This window comes from Microvirga yunnanensis, from assembly GCF_025460875.1.
The window spans coordinates 1-16,952 of the sequence record NZ_JAMXFI010000177.1 but is presented as its reverse complement, the minus strand read 5'-3'; the positions used below and the strand labels follow the sequence as shown (position 1 = coordinate 16,952).

Sequence of the window (16,952 nt, the reverse complement as noted above, 5' to 3'; positions counted from 1 at the left end):
GCACCAGCGGCAGCGTGCGTGGCTGGCGGACGAGCGTGAGACGGCGGGCGAGATCGGGCCGGTCCAGGGTCACGGTGAAGAAGAAGCGCAGGGCCGCGACGGCGCTGTTGATACCCGGCGGCTGGAGGCCCGCCTGGGTCTGGTGCACCTGGAACCGGCGCAGATCTTCGGCGGTGGCCTGGTCGGGGGAGCGGCCGAGGAAGGCCGTGAAGGTCTTCACGTATCGGACGTAGTCGTGCTGGGTCTTGGCGGTGAAGCCGCGCACGGTCATGTCCTCGATCATGCGCTGGCGCAAGGCGGTGCCGGCCAGAGGCGACGGGTGGACGATCATGGAGCGCTCCTCTCGAGCTGAAGGTTGACCCTTCAAGCTCGGAGGCGAAGCAACCTCCGTCACCTCTGATTGATCACAGCCTCACTGCCGCCAGAGGCTCAGCTTCAGCCTTGGAACCGCGCGCCCTCCCGCGCGAGCGGGTTCGTTCACTGGCACTGGGCTGACCTTAGCCGTACTTCCGCAACGGGATTGTGAAGCGACCTTCACGCAATCTCGCTTGAGGGCTCAGGTTGACGCATTGCAGACCCTGGGAAGTCGGACATTGGATGCTCAGGTCATAGGCTTCGTGGTATGATGCGCTCGGCTGTGGGGTGATCTCGAACGGGAGGCTCTCATGTATGCCGTGATCCGCAAGTTCAACAGAATGCGCTCGGTTGACGAGGTCGCCCGCCGGGCCGAAGCCGGCCTCGCGCCGATCCTGCGGCAGTCGCCCGGGTTCCGGGGCTACTACGTCATCAACGGCGGCAATGACGTCGGCGTCTCGATCACCCTGTTCGACACCCAGGACGCGGTGCGCGAGGCGCACCGGCGCGCCATGACTTGGATCAAGGACAATCTCAGCGACTTCTATGAGGGTGAGCCGGAAGTGACCATGGGCGAGGTCGTCGTGAGCGTTCCGGGCCAAGGGGCAATGGCTGCCTGACGCCTCACATCAGGCCTTCCTCAACCAGCGGGCCGGTTGTCCGGCTCGCTTCCCCGGAGGCGACACCGCCAGGAGCGACGCCGATCTGAGGAGCCGACGAGCCGAGTGGGAGCCGGGGTGATTATCGGCCTCTGGAGTGCGGTGGCGGCGTTCTTGCTGTGCGGGTATTGGCCCACGGCTATTCCATGAGCGACCCCGCACAACAAGCGCACAGGGCAGAGCCTAGTCGGTTGTGGCAGTTCGGCGAAGAACCCCCACTGACTCAGAATTCATCTAGGCGGCATCGATAGTAATGTGAGCGGGATCAGGCTCTATCCTGCTTTTGCCTGGGCCGCCTTGCAGGGGCCTTTCTGAGGCTCCGGATCAGGATTCGATCAGGTGCTTCTTATAGGTCTTCTCCTTAGAGGTGCCTGATGGCGGGCCAATATCCTCACCCGGCATCTTTTGCTGTTTGAGCGGCGACAGTCCCCGGAATGTGAAGATCGTGAACAGGGCGATCACAATAGCAACATCGTAGCTGCCGAGGCCCACCGCAACCCCAATGGCGCCGGTTGCCCACAATCCTGCGGCGGTTGCGGTTCCCTGCACGGTGCCGGCCTGCTTGATGATAGCCCCACCGCCAATGAAGCCAATGCCGGTGATCAGTCCTTCAACGATCCGTGCCTGCGCTTCCGGGGAGGTTCCGACGCTGCCCTCCGTCGCCTGAATGAAGCCGCAGCTTGCAACCGCCACCAGCGGAAAGGTCCGCACGCCGGCACTGCGTTCGTTGCGTTCGCGATCCCATCCGATGGGAAGGGCCAGCGCATAGGCAAAGGCTAAGGCAGCAATGTGCGGGATGATCCGCAGCGTCTCCAGCAGGTGTTCGATTTGATCCATGTCGTTTCCACGTCAGCAAACTCGCCCCGTGGAGACGGGTAAGGCGAAGCCTCAGTTCCATTGACGGCTATCGATTGGCAAAGCCTGGCAGTGGTTCCGAACTGCCCAACGGCACATTTGGCACAGCTTAGGTCTAAGCTTGAGGGCAGCCGACTTTGGCTCAGCAGAAATCGCGCAAGCATCAGGCTGCCCAGACCCGACGTGGTCGCATTGCGACGGGACGGCGTGGACCACACAAGCGGAGAGGCTCCCCAAGTCTCGGTCGCGGCTGTGCGTCAGCCCTGTGCCGCACCAATATGATCCGCCATGGTGGCGCCGCGGGCGCCCAGCGGCTTCGGTGCTCCTTCGGTGCTGTCCCGGGCGGTCTGATGCTCCATCTCGGCATTGAGGTCGGCACCGAGCAGGACGATCACAACCGACAGCCAGATCCACACCATGAAGCCGACCCCGGCCCCGAGGGAGCCATAGGTCTTGTTGTAGCTGTCGAAGTTGGCGACATACCAGGAGAACAGCATCGACGCTGCAAGCCAGAGGACGGCCGCCGCGGCGCTGCCCCAGGTCACCCAGCGCCACTTCGGATCGCGGCGGCTTGGGCCATAGCGGTAGATGACGGCCAGCCACAGGCCCACAACCACGAGCAGGACGGGCCAGCGCAGGATGGCCAGGAGCCGCTCGGCCGCGGTGGCGAAGCCCATGAAGGTGAGCACGACGGGTGCGACCACCACCGCGCCGATGGCGAGAATGATGAAGCCGATCATGCCCAGGGTGATCAGGAAAGTCGTGGCGTAGAACCGCACCAGGCTGCGCTTCTCCTTCTCGCCATAGACCACATTCAGGGCATCGAAGAGGGCCGCCACGCCCGAGTTCGCGCTCCAGAGCGCCACCAGGAGCCCGACAATGAAGGCCACGCTGAGCTCACCGTTGCCCTGAGTGACGATCAGGGAGATTTGCCCTCCAATGAGCTCCAGCACCCCGCCGGGCAGAATGCCAGCCAGCAGCGACAGGTGTGGCCCCTGATGGTGCTCGCATCGGCAATGAGCCCGTAGAGCGACACGATGGTGGCAATGGCCGGAAAGACCGCCAGAAGGGCAAAGAACGCAACCCCGCCCGAGGTCGACAGGATCCGATCCTCCGAGATCCCCCAGAGCATGCGCCAGAAGATGTCCTTCCACCCGCGGGCCGGGATCTGCTTGGGGGTGGTCGCCTCGCGTCACCGGCCAGGCTCGCGAGCGCGGGCGAGATCGTCTGGGAGCACGCTGGGGCTTGCCTCTTCTGCGAGTTTGGAGCGCCAATCTTCGCCATGTTCATTCATGGGACACCGGTGCGGATCCAGGAGGATGTCTGTTCGACAACTCCTTGCCACATGAAGCAGACGTTTTTTGGCCTTACTGCATCAACCCTGAGGGTGGATTCCTTGCTCCTCCGCGTGCGGAGAGAGAGCGTGGTAACTGGGAGTTACCTTTGGCTGTGAACCTTTTGCCTTCTGAGCCCTCGACCAATCCCGCCTAGCAGCACTCGCCGGACCACAGAGCTTGGTCAGCTTTGGCTAGTCAGAGCCGACGTTCGTGGAGCGGCCGGAACGTGTGAGACTCACCAAATCCGGAACTTCGCTGCCGCACGGCATCCGCGCCGATGCATATCCAGGGGCATAAGGCGACATTGCTTGAGCGTGATGGGCTTCGTAGTCTCGGTCCGCCACTGAAAAGTCATGCGGCGATCGCCGGCAGAGCAGTTGGTCAGGCTGCGGCCGATCCCATCGTCGTCACGGGGCACACGTCATGCGGCGTTTTGCTTTCACGAGCCAGGACTATCTTCGCGATCCAGCGCCGACGCTCGCAAGGCTGAGGGCGGCAGGCCCCGTTGTGGAGGTGCGGTTCCCGATCATCGGGCGAACCTGGATCACCACCGACAGCGGGATGGCCAGCCGCGTCCTGAAGGACAGCGAGACCTTCACGATGCGCAGGAACGGCTCGCTCGCTGGCCTGCGCTGGTGGATGCCCGGGTGGATCCGCGCACTCGCGATCAGCATGTTGTCCATGGATGAGCCGGACCATGCCCGGCTGCGCGGTATCGTCGACGAGGCCTTCCGGCGTCGCGCCATCCTCGACATGGAGCCAAGGATTCTCGCGATTGCCGACGGGCTCGCGGCCGAGCTTTTTGCCGATGGCAGCCCGGCTGATCTGGTCGAGCGCTATGCCCGCAGGCTACCGCTTGCGGTCATCTGCGAATTGCTCGGTCTGCCTCGTGCCAACAGGCCCCGCTTCATCGCCTGGGCCAACAGCCTGACTCGCCTGACCGGCACGCTCAGCTTGCTGCGCATGATCGCGGGCATCCGGCCGATGAAGGGATACCTGGAATGGCGATTGCAGGTTACCCGCCACACCGGTGGCGAAGGCTTGATCGCGGACTTGGTCCGCGTGGAAAAGGAGGGCGGACGCATCAGCGGCCAGGAGATGGTGGCCATGATCTTTCTCCTCCTCGGCGCTGGGTCTGAGACCACCACGCATCTGATCAGCGGATCGGTCCATGAACTCCTCAGGACGCCTCGTCTGCGCGACTGGCTCGAGGAGGACTGGAGCCGCGCACCGCTGGCTGTCGAAGAGTTCCTGCGCTTCATCTCCCCAGTGCAATTCAGCAAGCCCCGCTTCGTCGGAAGGGACATTGAGCTCGGCGGGATCAGATTGAGGAAAGGGGACCGGATCATGGCCATGCTGGCGGCGGCCAATTTCGATCCTGACGCCAATTCTCACCCTGAGAGGCTCGATCTGGCGCGACGGCCCAATCGGCACCTGTCCTTTGGCACAGGAATTCATTTCTGCCTCGGCCATCAGCTTGCCAGGATCGAGGCACGGTGCGCGCTGGAGGCGCTGTTCAAGCGTTGGCCCCGGCTCGAATTGGCCGTGCCGCCGGACACCATCCGGTGGCGGCCGCGGCCTGGCCTCAGAGCGATCGAACGGCTGCCGGTCACGGTTTCGGCCCGGTAACCTGTCCTCGCCTGTGCCCGATCAGGCACCAAGTCAGATGGTGACCCGTGCGCCCACCTCGACGGCTTGGTCCTCCGGGATGCAGAACTGGTCGGAGACATCACTCGCCGACCGTGCCATGGGAATGAACAGGTAGTCCTGCCAGAGCGGCAGGCCTGATTGGGCTGAGGGTTGCAGCGCCCGTCGCGACAGGAAGAACGAGGCGTCCGCCAGATCGAAGTTCGCCGCCTTCAGCGCCTTGGGCACGTTCGGGCTTTCCATGAACCCGAACCGCACGATCACCCGCGAGAACCGGTCCGAGAGCTTCTCCATGGTAACGCGGCCCTCGTCCCGCAGCCGCGGCACCTCCTCGGTCACAACCGTCAGGAGCACGTTGTGGTCATGCAGCACCTTATTGTGCTTCAGGTTGTGCAGCAGGGCGGCCGGCACGTCCTGGGAACTCCCGGTCAGGAAGATGGCGGTACCGGGCACCCGCGGCACGGGGCTGCTCTCGGCCATGCGCATGAACTCGGCCAAGGGTGGGCGGCCCCGGTGCGAAATCTCCGCCAGCAGGCGCGTGCCCTTGCGCCAGGTCCACATCAGGATGAACAGCCCCGTCCCGACCAGCAGCGGGAACCAGCCGCCGTGCGGGATCTTGAGCGCGTTCGCGCCAAGGAACACGAGTTCGATGGCCAAGAACGGTGCGATCACCAGCGCCGCAGCGGCGGGGGACCAGCGCCAGAACTTCCACGCCACGATGAACAGCAGGCACGAGGTGATGACCATGTCGCCGGTCACGGCCAAGCCGTACGCCGCCGCCAGGGCACTCGACGACTCGAAGAGGACAACGACCAGGATGACGGCGAAGAGCAGAAGCCAATTGATGAACGGGACATAGATCTGGCCCTTCTCGGTCTCGGAGGTGCGCATGACCCGGAAGCGGGGCAGCACCCCGAGGTGCATCGCCTGCTCGGAGATCGAGAAGGCGCCGGTGATCACCGCCTGGCTGGCGATGATGGTGGCCACGGTGGCGAGGATCACCATCGGCAGCAGGGCCCAGGACGGGTAGAGCAGGAAGAACGGGTTCTCCAACCCCTCGGGGTGCGCCAGCAGCATGGCGCCCTGGCCGAGATAGTTGAGGGCGAGCGCCGGCAGGACGAGGCCGATCCAGGCGGTGCGGATCGGCGCACGTCCGAAATGGCCCATGTCAGCATAGAGCGCCTCGGCTCCGGTCACAGAGAGGAACACCGCGCCGAGCGCCAGGAGCCCGGCGGTGCCATGATTGGCCACAAAGCCGAGGCCATGGACCGGGTTGATGGCGGCAAGGATGCTCAGGTCATCCCGGATGTGCATCAGGCCGCCCAGAGCCATGACCAGGAACCAGAAGGCGGTGACCGGACCGAAGAACGAGGCCACGCTGGCCGTGCCGAAGCGCTGGACGGCGAAGAGGGTAATCAGGATCACGAGACTGAGCGGCACCACGTAAGGGTCGAAGGCCGGCGTCACCAGCTTGAGCCCCTCGACGGCCGAGAGCACAGAGATGGCCGGCGTGATGATGGTATCGCCGTAGAACAGGGAGGCTCCCACCATGCCCAGGATGATGGTGATCCCGGTGCTGTGCCCGAGGGCGCGTTGGGCCAGGGTCACCAGCGAGAGGGTGCCGCCCTCGCCGTTGTTGTCAGCCCGCAGGACGAAGACCACGTACTTGATCGTCACGATGATAATCAGCGTCCACAGGATGAGAGAGACCACCCCCAGAACCATCTCGCGGGTGAGGGCGCCCGAGCCAGCATGGCCGGTGGCCGCGGCCAGGCTCTCCTTCAGCGCGTAAAGTGGGCTGGTGCCGATGTCGCCGTAGACCACCCCGATGGTGCCAAGCGTCAGGGCCCAGAAGGAGGTCGGGGTAGCGTGCCCGTGGTCGTCAGGGCTGACATCCACCCGTTCGCTGATCCCGGTCGCGGCCATGAACCCTCCCACCTCTTCAGCGGGGAACAGGCCCCCTCGGCTCAACGTAGCTGGACGACAGAGGGTTTCATCCCTTGGAGGACAGCGTGTTCGGAGTGGTGATAAGCGTTCGAACGTAGCTTCGGTGGTGAGAATGGTCACTCCACGTCGGGTGGATCAGCGGGAACCGGGAGCCAATGGGAGGGCTCCAGCACGACGCTCCCATCGATGTAGGCCAGCCATTTCCCTCGGAACCAGACGCCCGTATGCCAGCCACCCTGATCGGGGCAGAAGAGGAGGAGAGGCTGGTCATCCTCCTGCGGCGCAGTGGAGATCGGTTGTGGAGTCAAGCTTGCCTCCCGCTGAAGCCGGACCTGCTGTGCCGCAGGCGACGCCACAGGGCAAGGCCTGCACCTGTCGTGCCGGGGATTGTCCCCAGCGGTGTCCGGGGAGGCCGGACCGAGGGACACGGCATCCCGCTTCTCGCACCGGACGATCGTGCCGTGCATTGCGATCGTGCCGTGCGTTGGTTGACCATAGTGGATGCTCTCAAGCTTGTTCCTGTGCAGTCCGACAACCCTCCCCGGGTGGTCGCCCCGGCTGCCTATGCGGGCGTGCCCGGAGATCCTTGACCGGGCCTCCGGCCGGGATAACTCATCCATCGTGCCGAGGGTGGCTCGTGGATGACCATTTCGTGATTGAGCCGATCGGCGGCCTGTGGGCCGTCGTCAGCAGCGAGATCATTCTCGCCCGGTGTCCCACCGTGCCCGAAGCCATCCGGGCGGCGCTCCAGGTGGCTGCGCGGACCGCGAGCTACGGCAGGACGGTGCAGGTGGTGGTCGACGAGCCGGGGAGGGGCCGCACCGTGATCTGGGACTCAACCCGTGACGGGTTCAGCCGTGCCTGAGTCCTTTTGATCCGCCTGATCTCGACAGCGGCTTTCGCTGACGGGCTGCGTACGGGAGCCGCGGACCTTCAGGATCAGGACGACCGAGCTGAGCATCAAGCCAAGAGCACTGAAGATGAGCACGGGCATGCTGCCGAGCGCAAAGCCGTAGACGGTCCAGAGCAGGAGCCCGAAGGTGCGCACCGCGAACATGCGCAGGGAGATGGCCGCCACATCGCCGGTTCGGCAGCATTTCACGACCTGGGGCACGAAGCTGTAGAGGCCGATGCAGCCGGCGGCGGATCCAATCAGAGTTGCGAGCGACACATCCATGGTTCAGCGCGCTCCCGCTGCCTTAAGGCCACGCAGCTTCAGCACCAGGATGATACCGGCGAAGACGACGTTGAGCGCGTTGAACAGGATAACGGGCACGCTGGCGATCATCAGCCCATGCACGATCCACAGGCCATAGGCAATCAGAGAGGCGATGTACATGCGCTTCGAGATCGCGTCGGTGTCTCCTTCACGCCAAGCTTTAATGACCTGCGGCACGAAGCTGAGGCTGGTGCACAGCCCCGCCGCCAACCCCAAGGCCGTCAGCCACCATGTCTGCATGTCCTGCTCTCCCGTCGCGTGAATGTCATGAACAAGTCCGGGATGGCGAGGTTCCCGAGACAAGCGATCGTGCCGCACCGCTGCCTCGTCCTGCCTCCAGGCAGGAGTTCTGGTACGAGGGCTTCCAGAACTGGCGGAGCGAGTTCCTGGCGATTGCTGTGCCCCTGGTCCTCGGCATCTACCTGCGCGAGCGGGGCTCGCCGGAGTCGAAGCCCGTGGCCGCCCCGCACGCCGCAACCGGGCACTGACCCGCGGCTCAAAGCAGCCGAGCCGGCCTCTGCCAAGTCACTTCAGCGCATCGACCTGGCAGCCACAGGCCCTGCGGGCACAACCTTTGCAGGCCTTCCGCCTCAGGAAGCGAGAGGATAGGGTTCGCCTGAAGTCTCGCCTCTTCTGGGTTCTTGAGGTCTGCCGGAGTTGCCATGTCGCTTAGCCCTGTCCTACGTATTGCTCCGGCATTGGCTCTCGTGGCCTTGATCCATCCAGCTTGTGCCGAAGGGCTCCCGCGGCGGTCGCCCCCGCGTCCGGCACAGCCTCAGGGCAGGCAGCAGACTCAAGACAACAAGCAGTCCGAGGGGGACAAACAGTCCCAATCCGAGATCGACACCGAGGACTTGTTCGGGTTCACCGAGGGCAGCGACGTGGGTGATCCAGGCGAGCTGGAAGCCTCCATCGACAGCACGGGGCGCTACGGCCGCAGAGGCGGGCGCTACGGCGTGTTCAGCCCCACGCTCGAATTGGAATACACGCCGGCGGAGCGGCTCAGCCTCTCGCTCGATGCCACCCTCGACCGCTACTGGATCCGCAATGTCCCGGATCTCGAGAACCGGAACATGGGTGGGTTGAGCCAGCTCTCCATGCAAATGCGCTACCAGTTCATCAAGCGCGACCCGTCACCCATCGGGCTGACCCTCAGCGTGGAGCCCCAGCTCGGCTTCTTCGACCAGGACACGGGCGAGCGCGCCCGCCGCACGGCGCTTGAGGGGGTGCTGAGCCTTGACACGGCCCTGGTGCCCGAGCGGCTCTTCGGAGCGGTCAACCTCACCTATGAGGCGGAGCGTGTGCGACCTCGGACGTTCATCGGTCTTGATCGTGACCTGGAGGAAGTGGATCCGTCCGACCCTGCGGCTGTCGCCATCACTCGGACGCCCGCCGAGCGGGAGTCGACCATCGGGATCTCCGCAGCCGTGGCCTACCAGGCGGCGCCGAACCTGTTTGTGGGAGCCGAGGCGCGGTACCTGCGCCAGTACCAGGGGCTCGACTTCAAGGCATTCGAGGGGCATGCGCTGTTCATCGGCCCGACCCTGTACGTGAAGGTCTCCGACCACCTGTCCTTGTCAGCGGAATGGGACGTGCAAGTGGCTGGGAAGGCGAATGACGAACCTGGGCACCTCGACCTTGAGAACTTCGAGCGGCATCAGGCCAAGCTCAAGCTGATCGCGCAGTTCTGATGGCAGGTCCTCAGGCCATGGCACCACCTGGGCAGGGCTTCATGCCGGATGATGGGTCGCGTGGAACAAGGCCTTCCCCACGCTACTGACGTGCAGGCACCTTCTACGTGATCGGCAGCGCCAGTTCCTTGTCGAGCCGGTCGCCGTCCATGTGGACCACTTCGAAGCGCTATCCTGGCCGGACTCTCCGGCACCGTTGGAACCAATCATTGATGGGGGTTCACTCGGTCCAGAAGGGTGGCCCCCGGCGGAAGGTGCCTTGGCCTGCGAGGCGATCGTTACGGTTCGGGCGGTTCGCCCAGCGTATGCATGAGGCGGTTGGCCCAGCCGAAGATCGCGGCCGCGAAAACGAGATCCACGGATTCCAGCGTGTCGAGGCCTGCCTCCCGGAGGGTTTCAACCGCTGCCCCGTCGAGCGCAGCAGGCGTCTCGGAAAGACGGGCGGCAAAGTCGAAGATCGCCTGGTCGCGCGGTTCGAGCCTCGCATCCCGTTCGTCCCTGAAGATCGTGTCAATGACCTCGGGGCGCTTGGTCAGGCCATTGAACCGCGAGGCATGCACGGCCGCACAGTAGACGCAGCGGTTGGCGACGGACGCCCCGACGGCACCGAGCTCGCGTTCGGCCGAAGTCAGGCCGTCCTTGCCGTACATGATCTGGTTGAAGAGTGGCGACCGCACGGCCAGGGATTCCGGGTCGTGTGCCAGCGTCAGCACGTAAGGCGAGATGCCTTTATTTGAGGGCGTGACCTGCATGGCCGCCATCTGTTCGGGCGTTGCCGCGGCGGGATCGACGGGGGTGACGTAGGGCGTCCAGACCGGGACCTTGGTCGTGAAGGAGTGGACGACGCGGCTCATTTTGCTTCTCCCAGGACTTGAAGCCCCCTGATGACTCGTGCCTGATAGTTCACGAAGGCGGCGAGTTCGGCGAGGCGGACGATGTCGGACTCCTCGACGCCGGCTGCACGTAACGCCTCGATGTCACGGCGCGTGGCGTCGCGCGGACGCAGCGTCAGCAGGTCCGAATGAGCCAGGATCGAGGCGACGCGCGTCCGTTCGGAGGGAGGCATCTCGCTCGGCTGGACCTCCCCACTGCGGCGCATCAGATCGTCATAATGCGCCGCAAGTGGCAGTTGTGCGTTCTGGCGAGCCATTCGGGCTGCCAGTGCCGCACGCATGCCATGGCTGAGTCCGCCAGGCTCCTTGGGGAGCAGAACCGCATCATGGCTTGCCTGGCTGAGTCGCAGGATGTCGGCGCGTGCCGCCAGCGCCTGCGCCAAGGGTGTGCCAGGCTGGATTCCGACCATTTCTTCGATCAGCGTCATAAAATATCGCTTTCCTCGCCAAGCGGCGGTACGGTCGAATTATGCGATTTAGGTATCAATATAGAGTATGCATTCAAAATTGTGATGCTTCAATCCCAACTTCATATTGGATTTGCATTAATACCCGCTTATCATTCGTCAAATGGATAAACCACCCCTCGACATCCGGCAGCTCGAAGCCTTCGCGGCGGTGATGTCGGTCGGCAGCATCACCGGAGCCGCACGCCTGCTCGACCGTTCGCAACCGGCCGTCACCCGCCAGATCCGTGAACTTGAGGCTGACATCGGTTACGAACTCCTGCATCGCAGCGGGCCGCGCATCAGCCCGACCCAGCGTGGGGTGCAGTTCCATGCGCAGGTCGAGCGGTTGCTGGTCGGGCTCAGGCACATCCGAGAGCAGGCGGAGGCGATCGGCGCGGCGACCCTGCCGGCCTTCGAGGTCGCCTGTACCCCGGCGCTTGCGGCCGGGCTGATCCCGGATGCGCTCGCGGCGGTGGACCCCACGCTGCTGCCGGAGCAGATCCACATCCAGTCGCTGTCCGCCGAGGGCGTGGTCCAGCAGGTGCTGTCGCATGCGGCCGATTTCGGTCTCGCCAGCCTGCCGGTTGAGCATCCCGGCCTCGAGGTTCATTGGATCGCCGAAGCCCCGTGCGTTGCGGCGCTGGCACCGGATGATCCCTTGGCCGGGCAGGAGGTCATCGCGCTGCGGGAACTGGCGCAGCGGCGGGTCGTCACCATGGCGAACCCTTATCGCCTGCGGCGGCGCGTCGACGACGCCTTCGCGGCGGCCGGCACGATCCCAACACGGATGATCGACACGAACTCCTCGCTTACCGCGCTGGCGCTGGTGCGTCGCGGCTTGGGTGTGGCGATCGTTGAGCCGGTCATGGCCTGCGCGCTCGAGCTTCAAGGCATCGCGCTGCGACCGCTCGATGTCGGTATCCCGTTCCTGTTCGGCGCGATCTCGCCGGCCGCACGTCCCCTGCCGCCGAGCATCTGCGCCCTGAACGAGGCCCTGGTGAAGGCTGCCGCAGGGCTTATCCCCGGCTTCAGGCTCCATGACATGGCCGGCACGGACCTCCTGTCCGAATTGGTCTACGGGGCGGATCATCACAAGGAAGCGTCGCGATGAGAGCCGACTGCACCGTGCCGTCTGGGCTCGATGCCCTGGAGCAGCGGCTGGCACAGGATCTCGCCTGGTTGGAGCTGCCGGCCAAGTCCTGGGTGCCGCCACGCGAGGTCGAGGGCCGGCGCGTGCGCGACGTCGTCATCATCGGCGCCGGCATGGCGGGTCTCGTCGCCTCGGGCATGCTCAAGCGGCTCGGCGTCGACAACCACGTGCTGTTCGACCGCGCCCCGGCCGGATCCGAGGGGCCGTGGCTCACCTATGCACGGATGCGCACCCTGTGCTCGCCGAAGCAACTCACCGGACCTGCGATGGGCCTGCCGGCGCTGACCTTCCGGGCCTATTACGAGGCACGCTTTGGCTCCGATGCCTGGGAGGCCCTGGATCGCGCCGCGTACGCTGTGGATGGACTATCTCATCTGGTACCGGAAGGTTCTGGGGCTGCCGGTCGAGAACGGTGTCGAGGTCAAGGCTCTCGAGCCGCGTCCCGACGGGCTGCTGGCCCTGTGCATCGCCAAGGCAGGGGATGAGGCCATGGTCCTTGCGCGTCATGTTGTCCTGGCGACGGGGCGCGACGGGCTCGGCGTTCCTTACGTGCCGCCGATCGCCCGCACCATCGACTGCCGGTTCTGGGCGCATACCGCCGACCCCATCGATTTCGAGGCGCTGCGTGGCAAGCGCGTCGCGGTGATCGGGGCGGGTGCCTCCTCGATGGATAATGCCGCGGTTGCACTGGAGACCGGCTGCGCCCGGCTCGACCTCTTCATCCGCCGCACCGACATCCCGCGCATCAACAAGTTCACCGGCATCGGGAGCCAGGGTGTCGTCCACGGCTTCGCCGGCTTGCCGGACGAGTGGAAGTGGCGCTTCCTCGACCATACGCTTCGGGCGCAGACGCCGCCGCCGCGGCCGAGCACGCTACGCGTGTCGCAGCACGCGAATGCGCATTTCCATCTCGGCAGCCCGCTGCTCGATCTGGCGGAGGCGGGCGACCATGTCGTCATCACCACGCCAAAGGGCCGCTACGAGAACGATTTCATCATCTTCGGCACCGGCTTTCAGGTCGACCTCGCCTCGCGGCCGGAGCTTGCCGCCGTTGCACCGCAGATCCGGCTCTAGCGTGATCGCTTTCCGGTACCCGCCGACATGCCCAATCCCGAGCTCGAGGGCTCGCCTGACTTGGGCGAGAGTTTCGAGTTCCAGGAGAAGACACCCGGCGCCTGTCCGGCCCTCCATCAAATCCACTGCTTCAACTTCCCGGCGACGCTGAGCCACGGCAAGCTGTCCGGCGACATCCCGGCGATCAGCGAAGGTGCCGATCGACTGGCGCGCGGTATCGTGAGGGCGCTCTCCGTCGCCGACCGGGAGCAGCATTTCGCTGCCCTGACGGCCTTCGCGACGCCTGAATTGCTCGGTGACGAGTGGACCGACGCCGACACCACGATTGGAGTGTCCAGCGCCGCAGTCTGAGAGGAGATGTCACATTAACGGCGAATACTGCTCTGTACTCGTCAAGGAAAACTCTCGTGCCGAGAGAAATCAACGACTTGGGCTGTGCCAAAACCGACCTCGTTGTGCAGCCCAACGGCTATACTCAGTTAATGTGACATCTCCGGCTCAGGGACAGACCGAGTCAGCCCAGCACCATGATCCTTAGACGATTAGTGTCAGGGCTGCTTGTTCGTTTAACTCAGACGTATCGAAAGCCAGTCAGATCAGCGTTGGGCTGAGCCATAGCTTCACTTGGTCAGTGATTGGGTTAGGATTGGGCTTGGCGACAAACTGTCATGCGATCTCTCAAAGTTAAGTAGGTAAGTATTGATGTACGATTTTGCCTACTAGTATGGTAGTATAGGAGATTAGTTTTATCAATCGGTAGGTAAATTTTAGCTTAATCCTAGGGCTATATACCATAACTATGTCAAAGCTTCCTATTTATCTGTTTCTAATTTGGTCATAAACACCTGAGACAATGATCGTGCGTCTTATCAACTAAGAGGCACCCATGTTAAATTGCTACGTCTTTCAATCTGCTGCCGATCCCAACCTGCGTGGCTTCACTGACAGTTCTACTGGTGAGAAACTTCCTGCTGAGAGCGGCCCTTGGACCTTCACTCAACAGGTCAGCCCGGACGATCAGTGGACGTTCAAAGTAGGCCGAGCCATCGTCTCAGCCGGGATCTTGGAGAACGGCTTCTTGGTGTGGGAGGCAAGCAACACGACCGCCTCATTTCATCCGGTCATTGAGAGTGATCGCGTTGAAGGCACGGCAGTGTTCAATCAGCAGGGTCGGCAGATCGGCACCATCAAGCGGCTGCTGATCGAAAAGGTCAGCGGTAAAGTCCTCTATGTTGATGTGGAGTTTGGTGGCTTCCTCGGCATCGGGGTTCATCACCGCACCGTCCCCTGGGACAAACTCTCGTATGACAAGGCGTTTGAAGGCTATCGTACTGACATTACAGAAGAGCAGGTACAGGCCGCACCATCGTTCTACGGCGGCGAAGGTGACGATCTGGTCTGGCCTGATCGCAAGCGCGAAAGGGAACTGAGGAACTACTGGCACGATGATCCAAGAGGTCCATTCTAAGGTCTTGCGGAGCCGCCCTTGGTAAATCTTCGGGTTCTTTAGCGGTTTAGCGAATTTAGAGGTTTAGCGAACCGGACGCACTGGAACAGCGTTATCTCATGCGCCTAGCGACCCCAACTCCCTTGGCCATAGCTAGGCTGCAACTCCTGACCGAGTGGGAGCCTCATGTCGCGACCTCCCAGGGCTCTTTAATTTGTGTAGGAGCGTATCACTGACGGGCATTTGTAGTTGATGGGTGATCGGCAGGAAAGCCACACCCAGAGATAAGAGGATGCAGTACAAGGCGATCCTTCTCAAAACCTACATCACATTCGTTGACTTCAGCAGTCAGCAGGCTAGGTTAGCCCTCAATTATACTATTATAGGCTATAATGCCGGGGCAGAGCCGTGATGAACCAGCTTTTGCACTTCGTTGTTACGCGCCATTTGTCAATTGACCTTGGACTTGCGGTTACAGCCATCACAGCCGCGAGCGTCGCGTTAGTCATCTGTGCGCAACTGCCTTGAGCCTTCCCGTTGCCTTCCCACCTGAGCAGCAAAGTCGCTATGTGGTTGAAATTGTGGGCGAGGGCTCCTGACTGTGCCTTAACGAAGTCGAGGAAGCGACGGCCGACCAAGTCACGGTGAAACCATTAGAAGATAGAAACCCTACCAGACTGCTCAACCAATAGGGTTATCTAACGCTAATGCTTCTCTGCTGATTGTGTTGGTTGAAGAATAAATCGATCTGTCAGGAAGCTTACGATCTTGGCAATCTGATCCCTTGGAAGGGTAAATCCCACTGGCCCGAATTTTGGATGATAAAACGCAAGCAGGGCACCGGCGGGTGGAGAAATGCTCGGATATGCCACTTTGTGTTGGCGGCTGTGCAGATTGTTACGTCATCGCTCTCAAAGTCAGGGGGTGACTGCCCCTCAACCATCTTACTTCTTGCGGTTCCAATTTCGCCAATCAGCCGATCAAGTTCGTCAAGCGTGAGCACCAGTTGCACTGGTGGCTGTCCAAGAGGAGCTATCTCGATTGCTGTTGCAGTCCTATCGTGAGCGACTCCGATCGCCATTTCTACGTCCGGCATGGCCTTGGCCCCCTCAGATTCCTAGCTCTAAGGTGACCTGCGCGAACGGCTTTTTGATGCCCGGCTGGACTGCAAAGATAATCCACAGTCATCCACAGCCTGACCGAAATGTTCTCTCTTTGTTCTCATCTCGTGGTACTATTAACAGTATGGATTGGGAGAACAAACGTGAGATTGCCCAGATTGTCTCTGCGTATCTGGAAACTGCTGGATGCCCATGCTGAGGGCCTTCCTGCTATCGGAGCCTTGGCGCTAATTGTGCTGGTGTTGCTGCTGGCAAAGTACCTTGCTGATCTGTGAGCCTGAGAGGAACCCGCAAGAGGCTTGGCCGTTGGCTTCCTGAACTTCCTGGTTCCCTCTGATTAGACTAATGAGCCTGGCGGTATCCCCATCAGGCTCTTTTCTTTTGGTTAGACAACCGTAGCCTTCGCCAACTTCTCAGCCACCTTCTCCGGTCTCAGGTAAGTGTATCGGCTCAACATCCGTGGATCACGGTGTCCACTGTTGTAATATTAGAGTGGGTTCAACAACGGTTTCCCACACTCTGCCTCACCCTAGGGCAACCGACGTTCAAGCTCCGATACAGTTATATCTGGAGACGGAACCCAGATTAACTTGCGTTAATTGACCTTACATGACCGGGCATCGGCTCCGTGTCGGCGATCTTTGCACGTTTGGGTTAGCGTTAACGCAAGACCCGGCGACGGAGCGGTTGTTGCCGTCACAAAGTGGAGGAGCGCCATGACAAAGTACGTGTTCAAGATCGGTCAGGTGGTTCAGGCCAAAGGAACCTCGCCTAAGCTTCCGCAGGGTCATCTTAAGGTTCTTCGCCATCTCATGCCAACACCGTCCGGGACACCACGGTATTGTGTAAAGAGCGAAACAGAAACGACCGAGCGGGTAGCTCAGGAAGACCAAATCGAGCCAGTCGTGCGATAGCTATGGAAAGCAAAGCTTAGGTTGAACGAACTGGCGGATGGCTGGCCTCTAGTTCCCGACCTTAATTGGTCGTCTGTGAAGAATCCCGATCCCATTGGAACGATTGGGATATTGGTCGTCTCGCCAGCTTCGGATTTGCAGGATTGCGGGGCGACAGCGGTGGATTTCCTGCGTTTTCCGTTGCCGCTCCGGCCC

The 16,952-nt window shown here is 62.4% G+C and carries 16 protein-coding genes and 2 pseudogenes; 8 read left to right on the top strand and 10 right to left on the bottom strand.

Annotated features, from left to right (window positions below; translation table 11 throughout):
- On the bottom strand, positions 1-331 hold a 331-nt coding region (locus NF876_RS41055), incomplete at its 3' end, for a site-specific integrase (protein WP_262273485.1).
- A 334-nt stretch (positions 332-665) separates the two neighbouring features.
- On the opposite strand from NF876_RS41055, the gene NF876_RS41050 reads away from it, so the two are divergent.
- Positions 666-974: an antibiotic biosynthesis monooxygenase family protein gene (locus NF876_RS41050; RefSeq protein ID WP_262273484.1), complete on the top strand. Its 309-nt coding sequence runs from the start codon at positions 666-668 to the stop codon at positions 972-974.
- A 363-nt stretch (positions 975-1,337) separates the two neighbouring features.
- Here the strand turns inward: NF876_RS41050 and NF876_RS41045 are convergent, their stop codons facing one another.
- The 3 genes from NF876_RS41045 to NF876_RS41035 all read right to left on the bottom strand — a co-directional run bounded on the left by NF876_RS41045 (position 1,338) and on the right by NF876_RS41035 (position 3,000).
- Complete coding sequence (locus tag NF876_RS41045) at positions 1,338-1,829, bottom strand: MgtC/SapB family protein (RefSeq protein WP_373696795.1); 492 nt, start codon at positions 1,827-1,829, stop codon at positions 1,338-1,340.
- A 296-nt stretch (positions 1,830-2,125) separates the two neighbouring features.
- Positions 2,126-2,833, bottom strand: coding sequence for a YihY/virulence factor BrkB family protein (locus NF876_RS41040; protein ID WP_373696794.1), 708 nt, complete (start codon positions 2,831-2,833; stop codon positions 2,126-2,128).
- Positions 2,788-3,000: a hypothetical protein gene (locus NF876_RS41035; protein WP_262273481.1), complete on the bottom strand. Its 213-nt coding sequence runs from the start codon at positions 2,998-3,000 to the stop codon at positions 2,788-2,790. The genes NF876_RS41040 and NF876_RS41035 overlap by 46 nt, the downstream gene beginning before the upstream one ends.
- Before the next feature lie 628 nt (positions 3,001-3,628).
- Here NF876_RS41035 and NF876_RS41030 point away from each other — a divergent pair.
- On the top strand, positions 3,629-4,834 hold the full coding sequence (locus NF876_RS41030) for a cytochrome P450 (RefSeq protein WP_262273480.1): 1,206 nt from the start codon (positions 3,629-3,631) through the stop codon (positions 4,832-4,834).
- A 33-nt stretch (positions 4,835-4,867) separates the two neighbouring features.
- Here the strand turns inward: NF876_RS41030 and NF876_RS41025 are convergent, their stop codons facing one another.
- Positions 4,868-6,778, bottom strand: a complete 1,911-nt coding sequence (locus tag NF876_RS41025; protein WP_262273479.1) for a potassium transporter Kup — start codon at positions 6,776-6,778, stop codon at positions 4,868-4,870.
- Between the two features lie 137 nt (positions 6,779-6,915).
- Complete coding sequence (locus tag NF876_RS41020; protein WP_262273478.1) at positions 6,916-7,107, bottom strand: hypothetical protein; 192 nt, start codon at positions 7,105-7,107, stop codon at positions 6,916-6,918.
- 329 nt (positions 7,108-7,436) lie between these two features.
- Here NF876_RS41020 and NF876_RS41015 point away from each other — a divergent pair, with 329 nt between their 5' ends.
- Entirely contained in the window at positions 7,437-7,664 is a 228-nt protein-coding gene (locus NF876_RS41015) for a hypothetical protein (RefSeq protein WP_262273477.1), read from the top strand.
- Here NF876_RS41015 and NF876_RS41010 read toward each other — a convergent pair.
- A complete protein-coding gene (locus NF876_RS41010; protein ID WP_262273476.1) occupies positions 7,635-7,976 on the bottom strand; it encodes a SemiSWEET family sugar transporter in 342 nt (113 codons plus the stop codon). The two genes, NF876_RS41015 and NF876_RS41010, sit on opposite strands and share 30 nt — an antisense overlap.
- A 3-nt stretch (positions 7,977-7,979) precedes the next feature.
- On the bottom strand, positions 7,980-8,258 hold the full coding sequence (locus NF876_RS41005; RefSeq protein WP_262273475.1) for a SemiSWEET family sugar transporter: 279 nt from the start codon (positions 8,256-8,258) through the stop codon (positions 7,980-7,982).
- A gap of 104 nt (positions 8,259-8,362) precedes the next feature.
- Between NF876_RS41005 and NF876_RS43290 the strand changes: the two are divergent.
- Positions 8,363-8,506, top strand: a pseudogene (locus NF876_RS43290) (DUF6766 family protein); the annotation flags it as partial.
- Positions 8,507-8,680: 174 nt separating this feature from the next.
- Positions 8,681-9,709 carry a DUF6662 family protein gene (locus tag NF876_RS40995; protein ID WP_262273474.1) on the top strand — a complete coding sequence of 343 codons (1,029 nt, stop codon included), beginning with the start codon at positions 8,681-8,683 and terminating at the stop codon, positions 9,707-9,709.
- Positions 9,710-9,987: 278 nt separating this feature from the next.
- On the opposite strand, the gene NF876_RS40990 is transcribed toward NF876_RS40995, so the two are convergent.
- Both NF876_RS40990 and NF876_RS40985 read right to left on the bottom strand, forming a co-directional pair.
- The gene (locus NF876_RS40990) at positions 9,988-10,563 is read right to left on the bottom strand and encodes a peroxidase-related enzyme (RefSeq protein ID WP_262273473.1); all 576 of its coding nucleotides are present in this window, start codon (positions 10,561-10,563) and stop codon (positions 9,988-9,990) included.
- Entirely contained in the window at positions 10,560-11,030 is a 471-nt protein-coding gene (locus NF876_RS40985; protein ID WP_262273472.1) for a CMD domain-containing protein, read from the bottom strand. The genes NF876_RS40990 and NF876_RS40985 overlap by 4 nt, the downstream gene beginning before the upstream one ends.
- Positions 11,031-11,172: 142 nt before the next feature.
- Here NF876_RS40985 and NF876_RS40980 point away from each other — a divergent pair, with 142 nt between their 5' ends.
- The 3 genes and pseudogenes from NF876_RS40980 (at position 11,173) to NF876_RS40970 (ending at position 14,743) form a co-directional block, all read left to right on the top strand.
- A complete protein-coding gene (locus NF876_RS40980) occupies positions 11,173-12,162 on the top strand; it encodes a LysR family transcriptional regulator (RefSeq protein WP_262273471.1) in 990 nt (329 codons plus the stop codon).
- Positions 12,159-13,626, top strand: a pseudogene (locus NF876_RS40975) (NAD(P)-binding domain-containing protein). Before NF876_RS40980 ends, NF876_RS40975 begins: the two are co-directional and overlap by 4 nt.
- A gap of 535 nt (positions 13,627-14,161) precedes the next feature.
- A complete protein-coding gene (locus NF876_RS40970) occupies positions 14,162-14,743 on the top strand; it encodes a PRC-barrel domain-containing protein (protein ID WP_262273470.1) in 582 nt (193 codons plus the stop codon).
- The last annotated feature ends 2,209 nt before the right edge of the window (positions 14,744-16,952 follow it).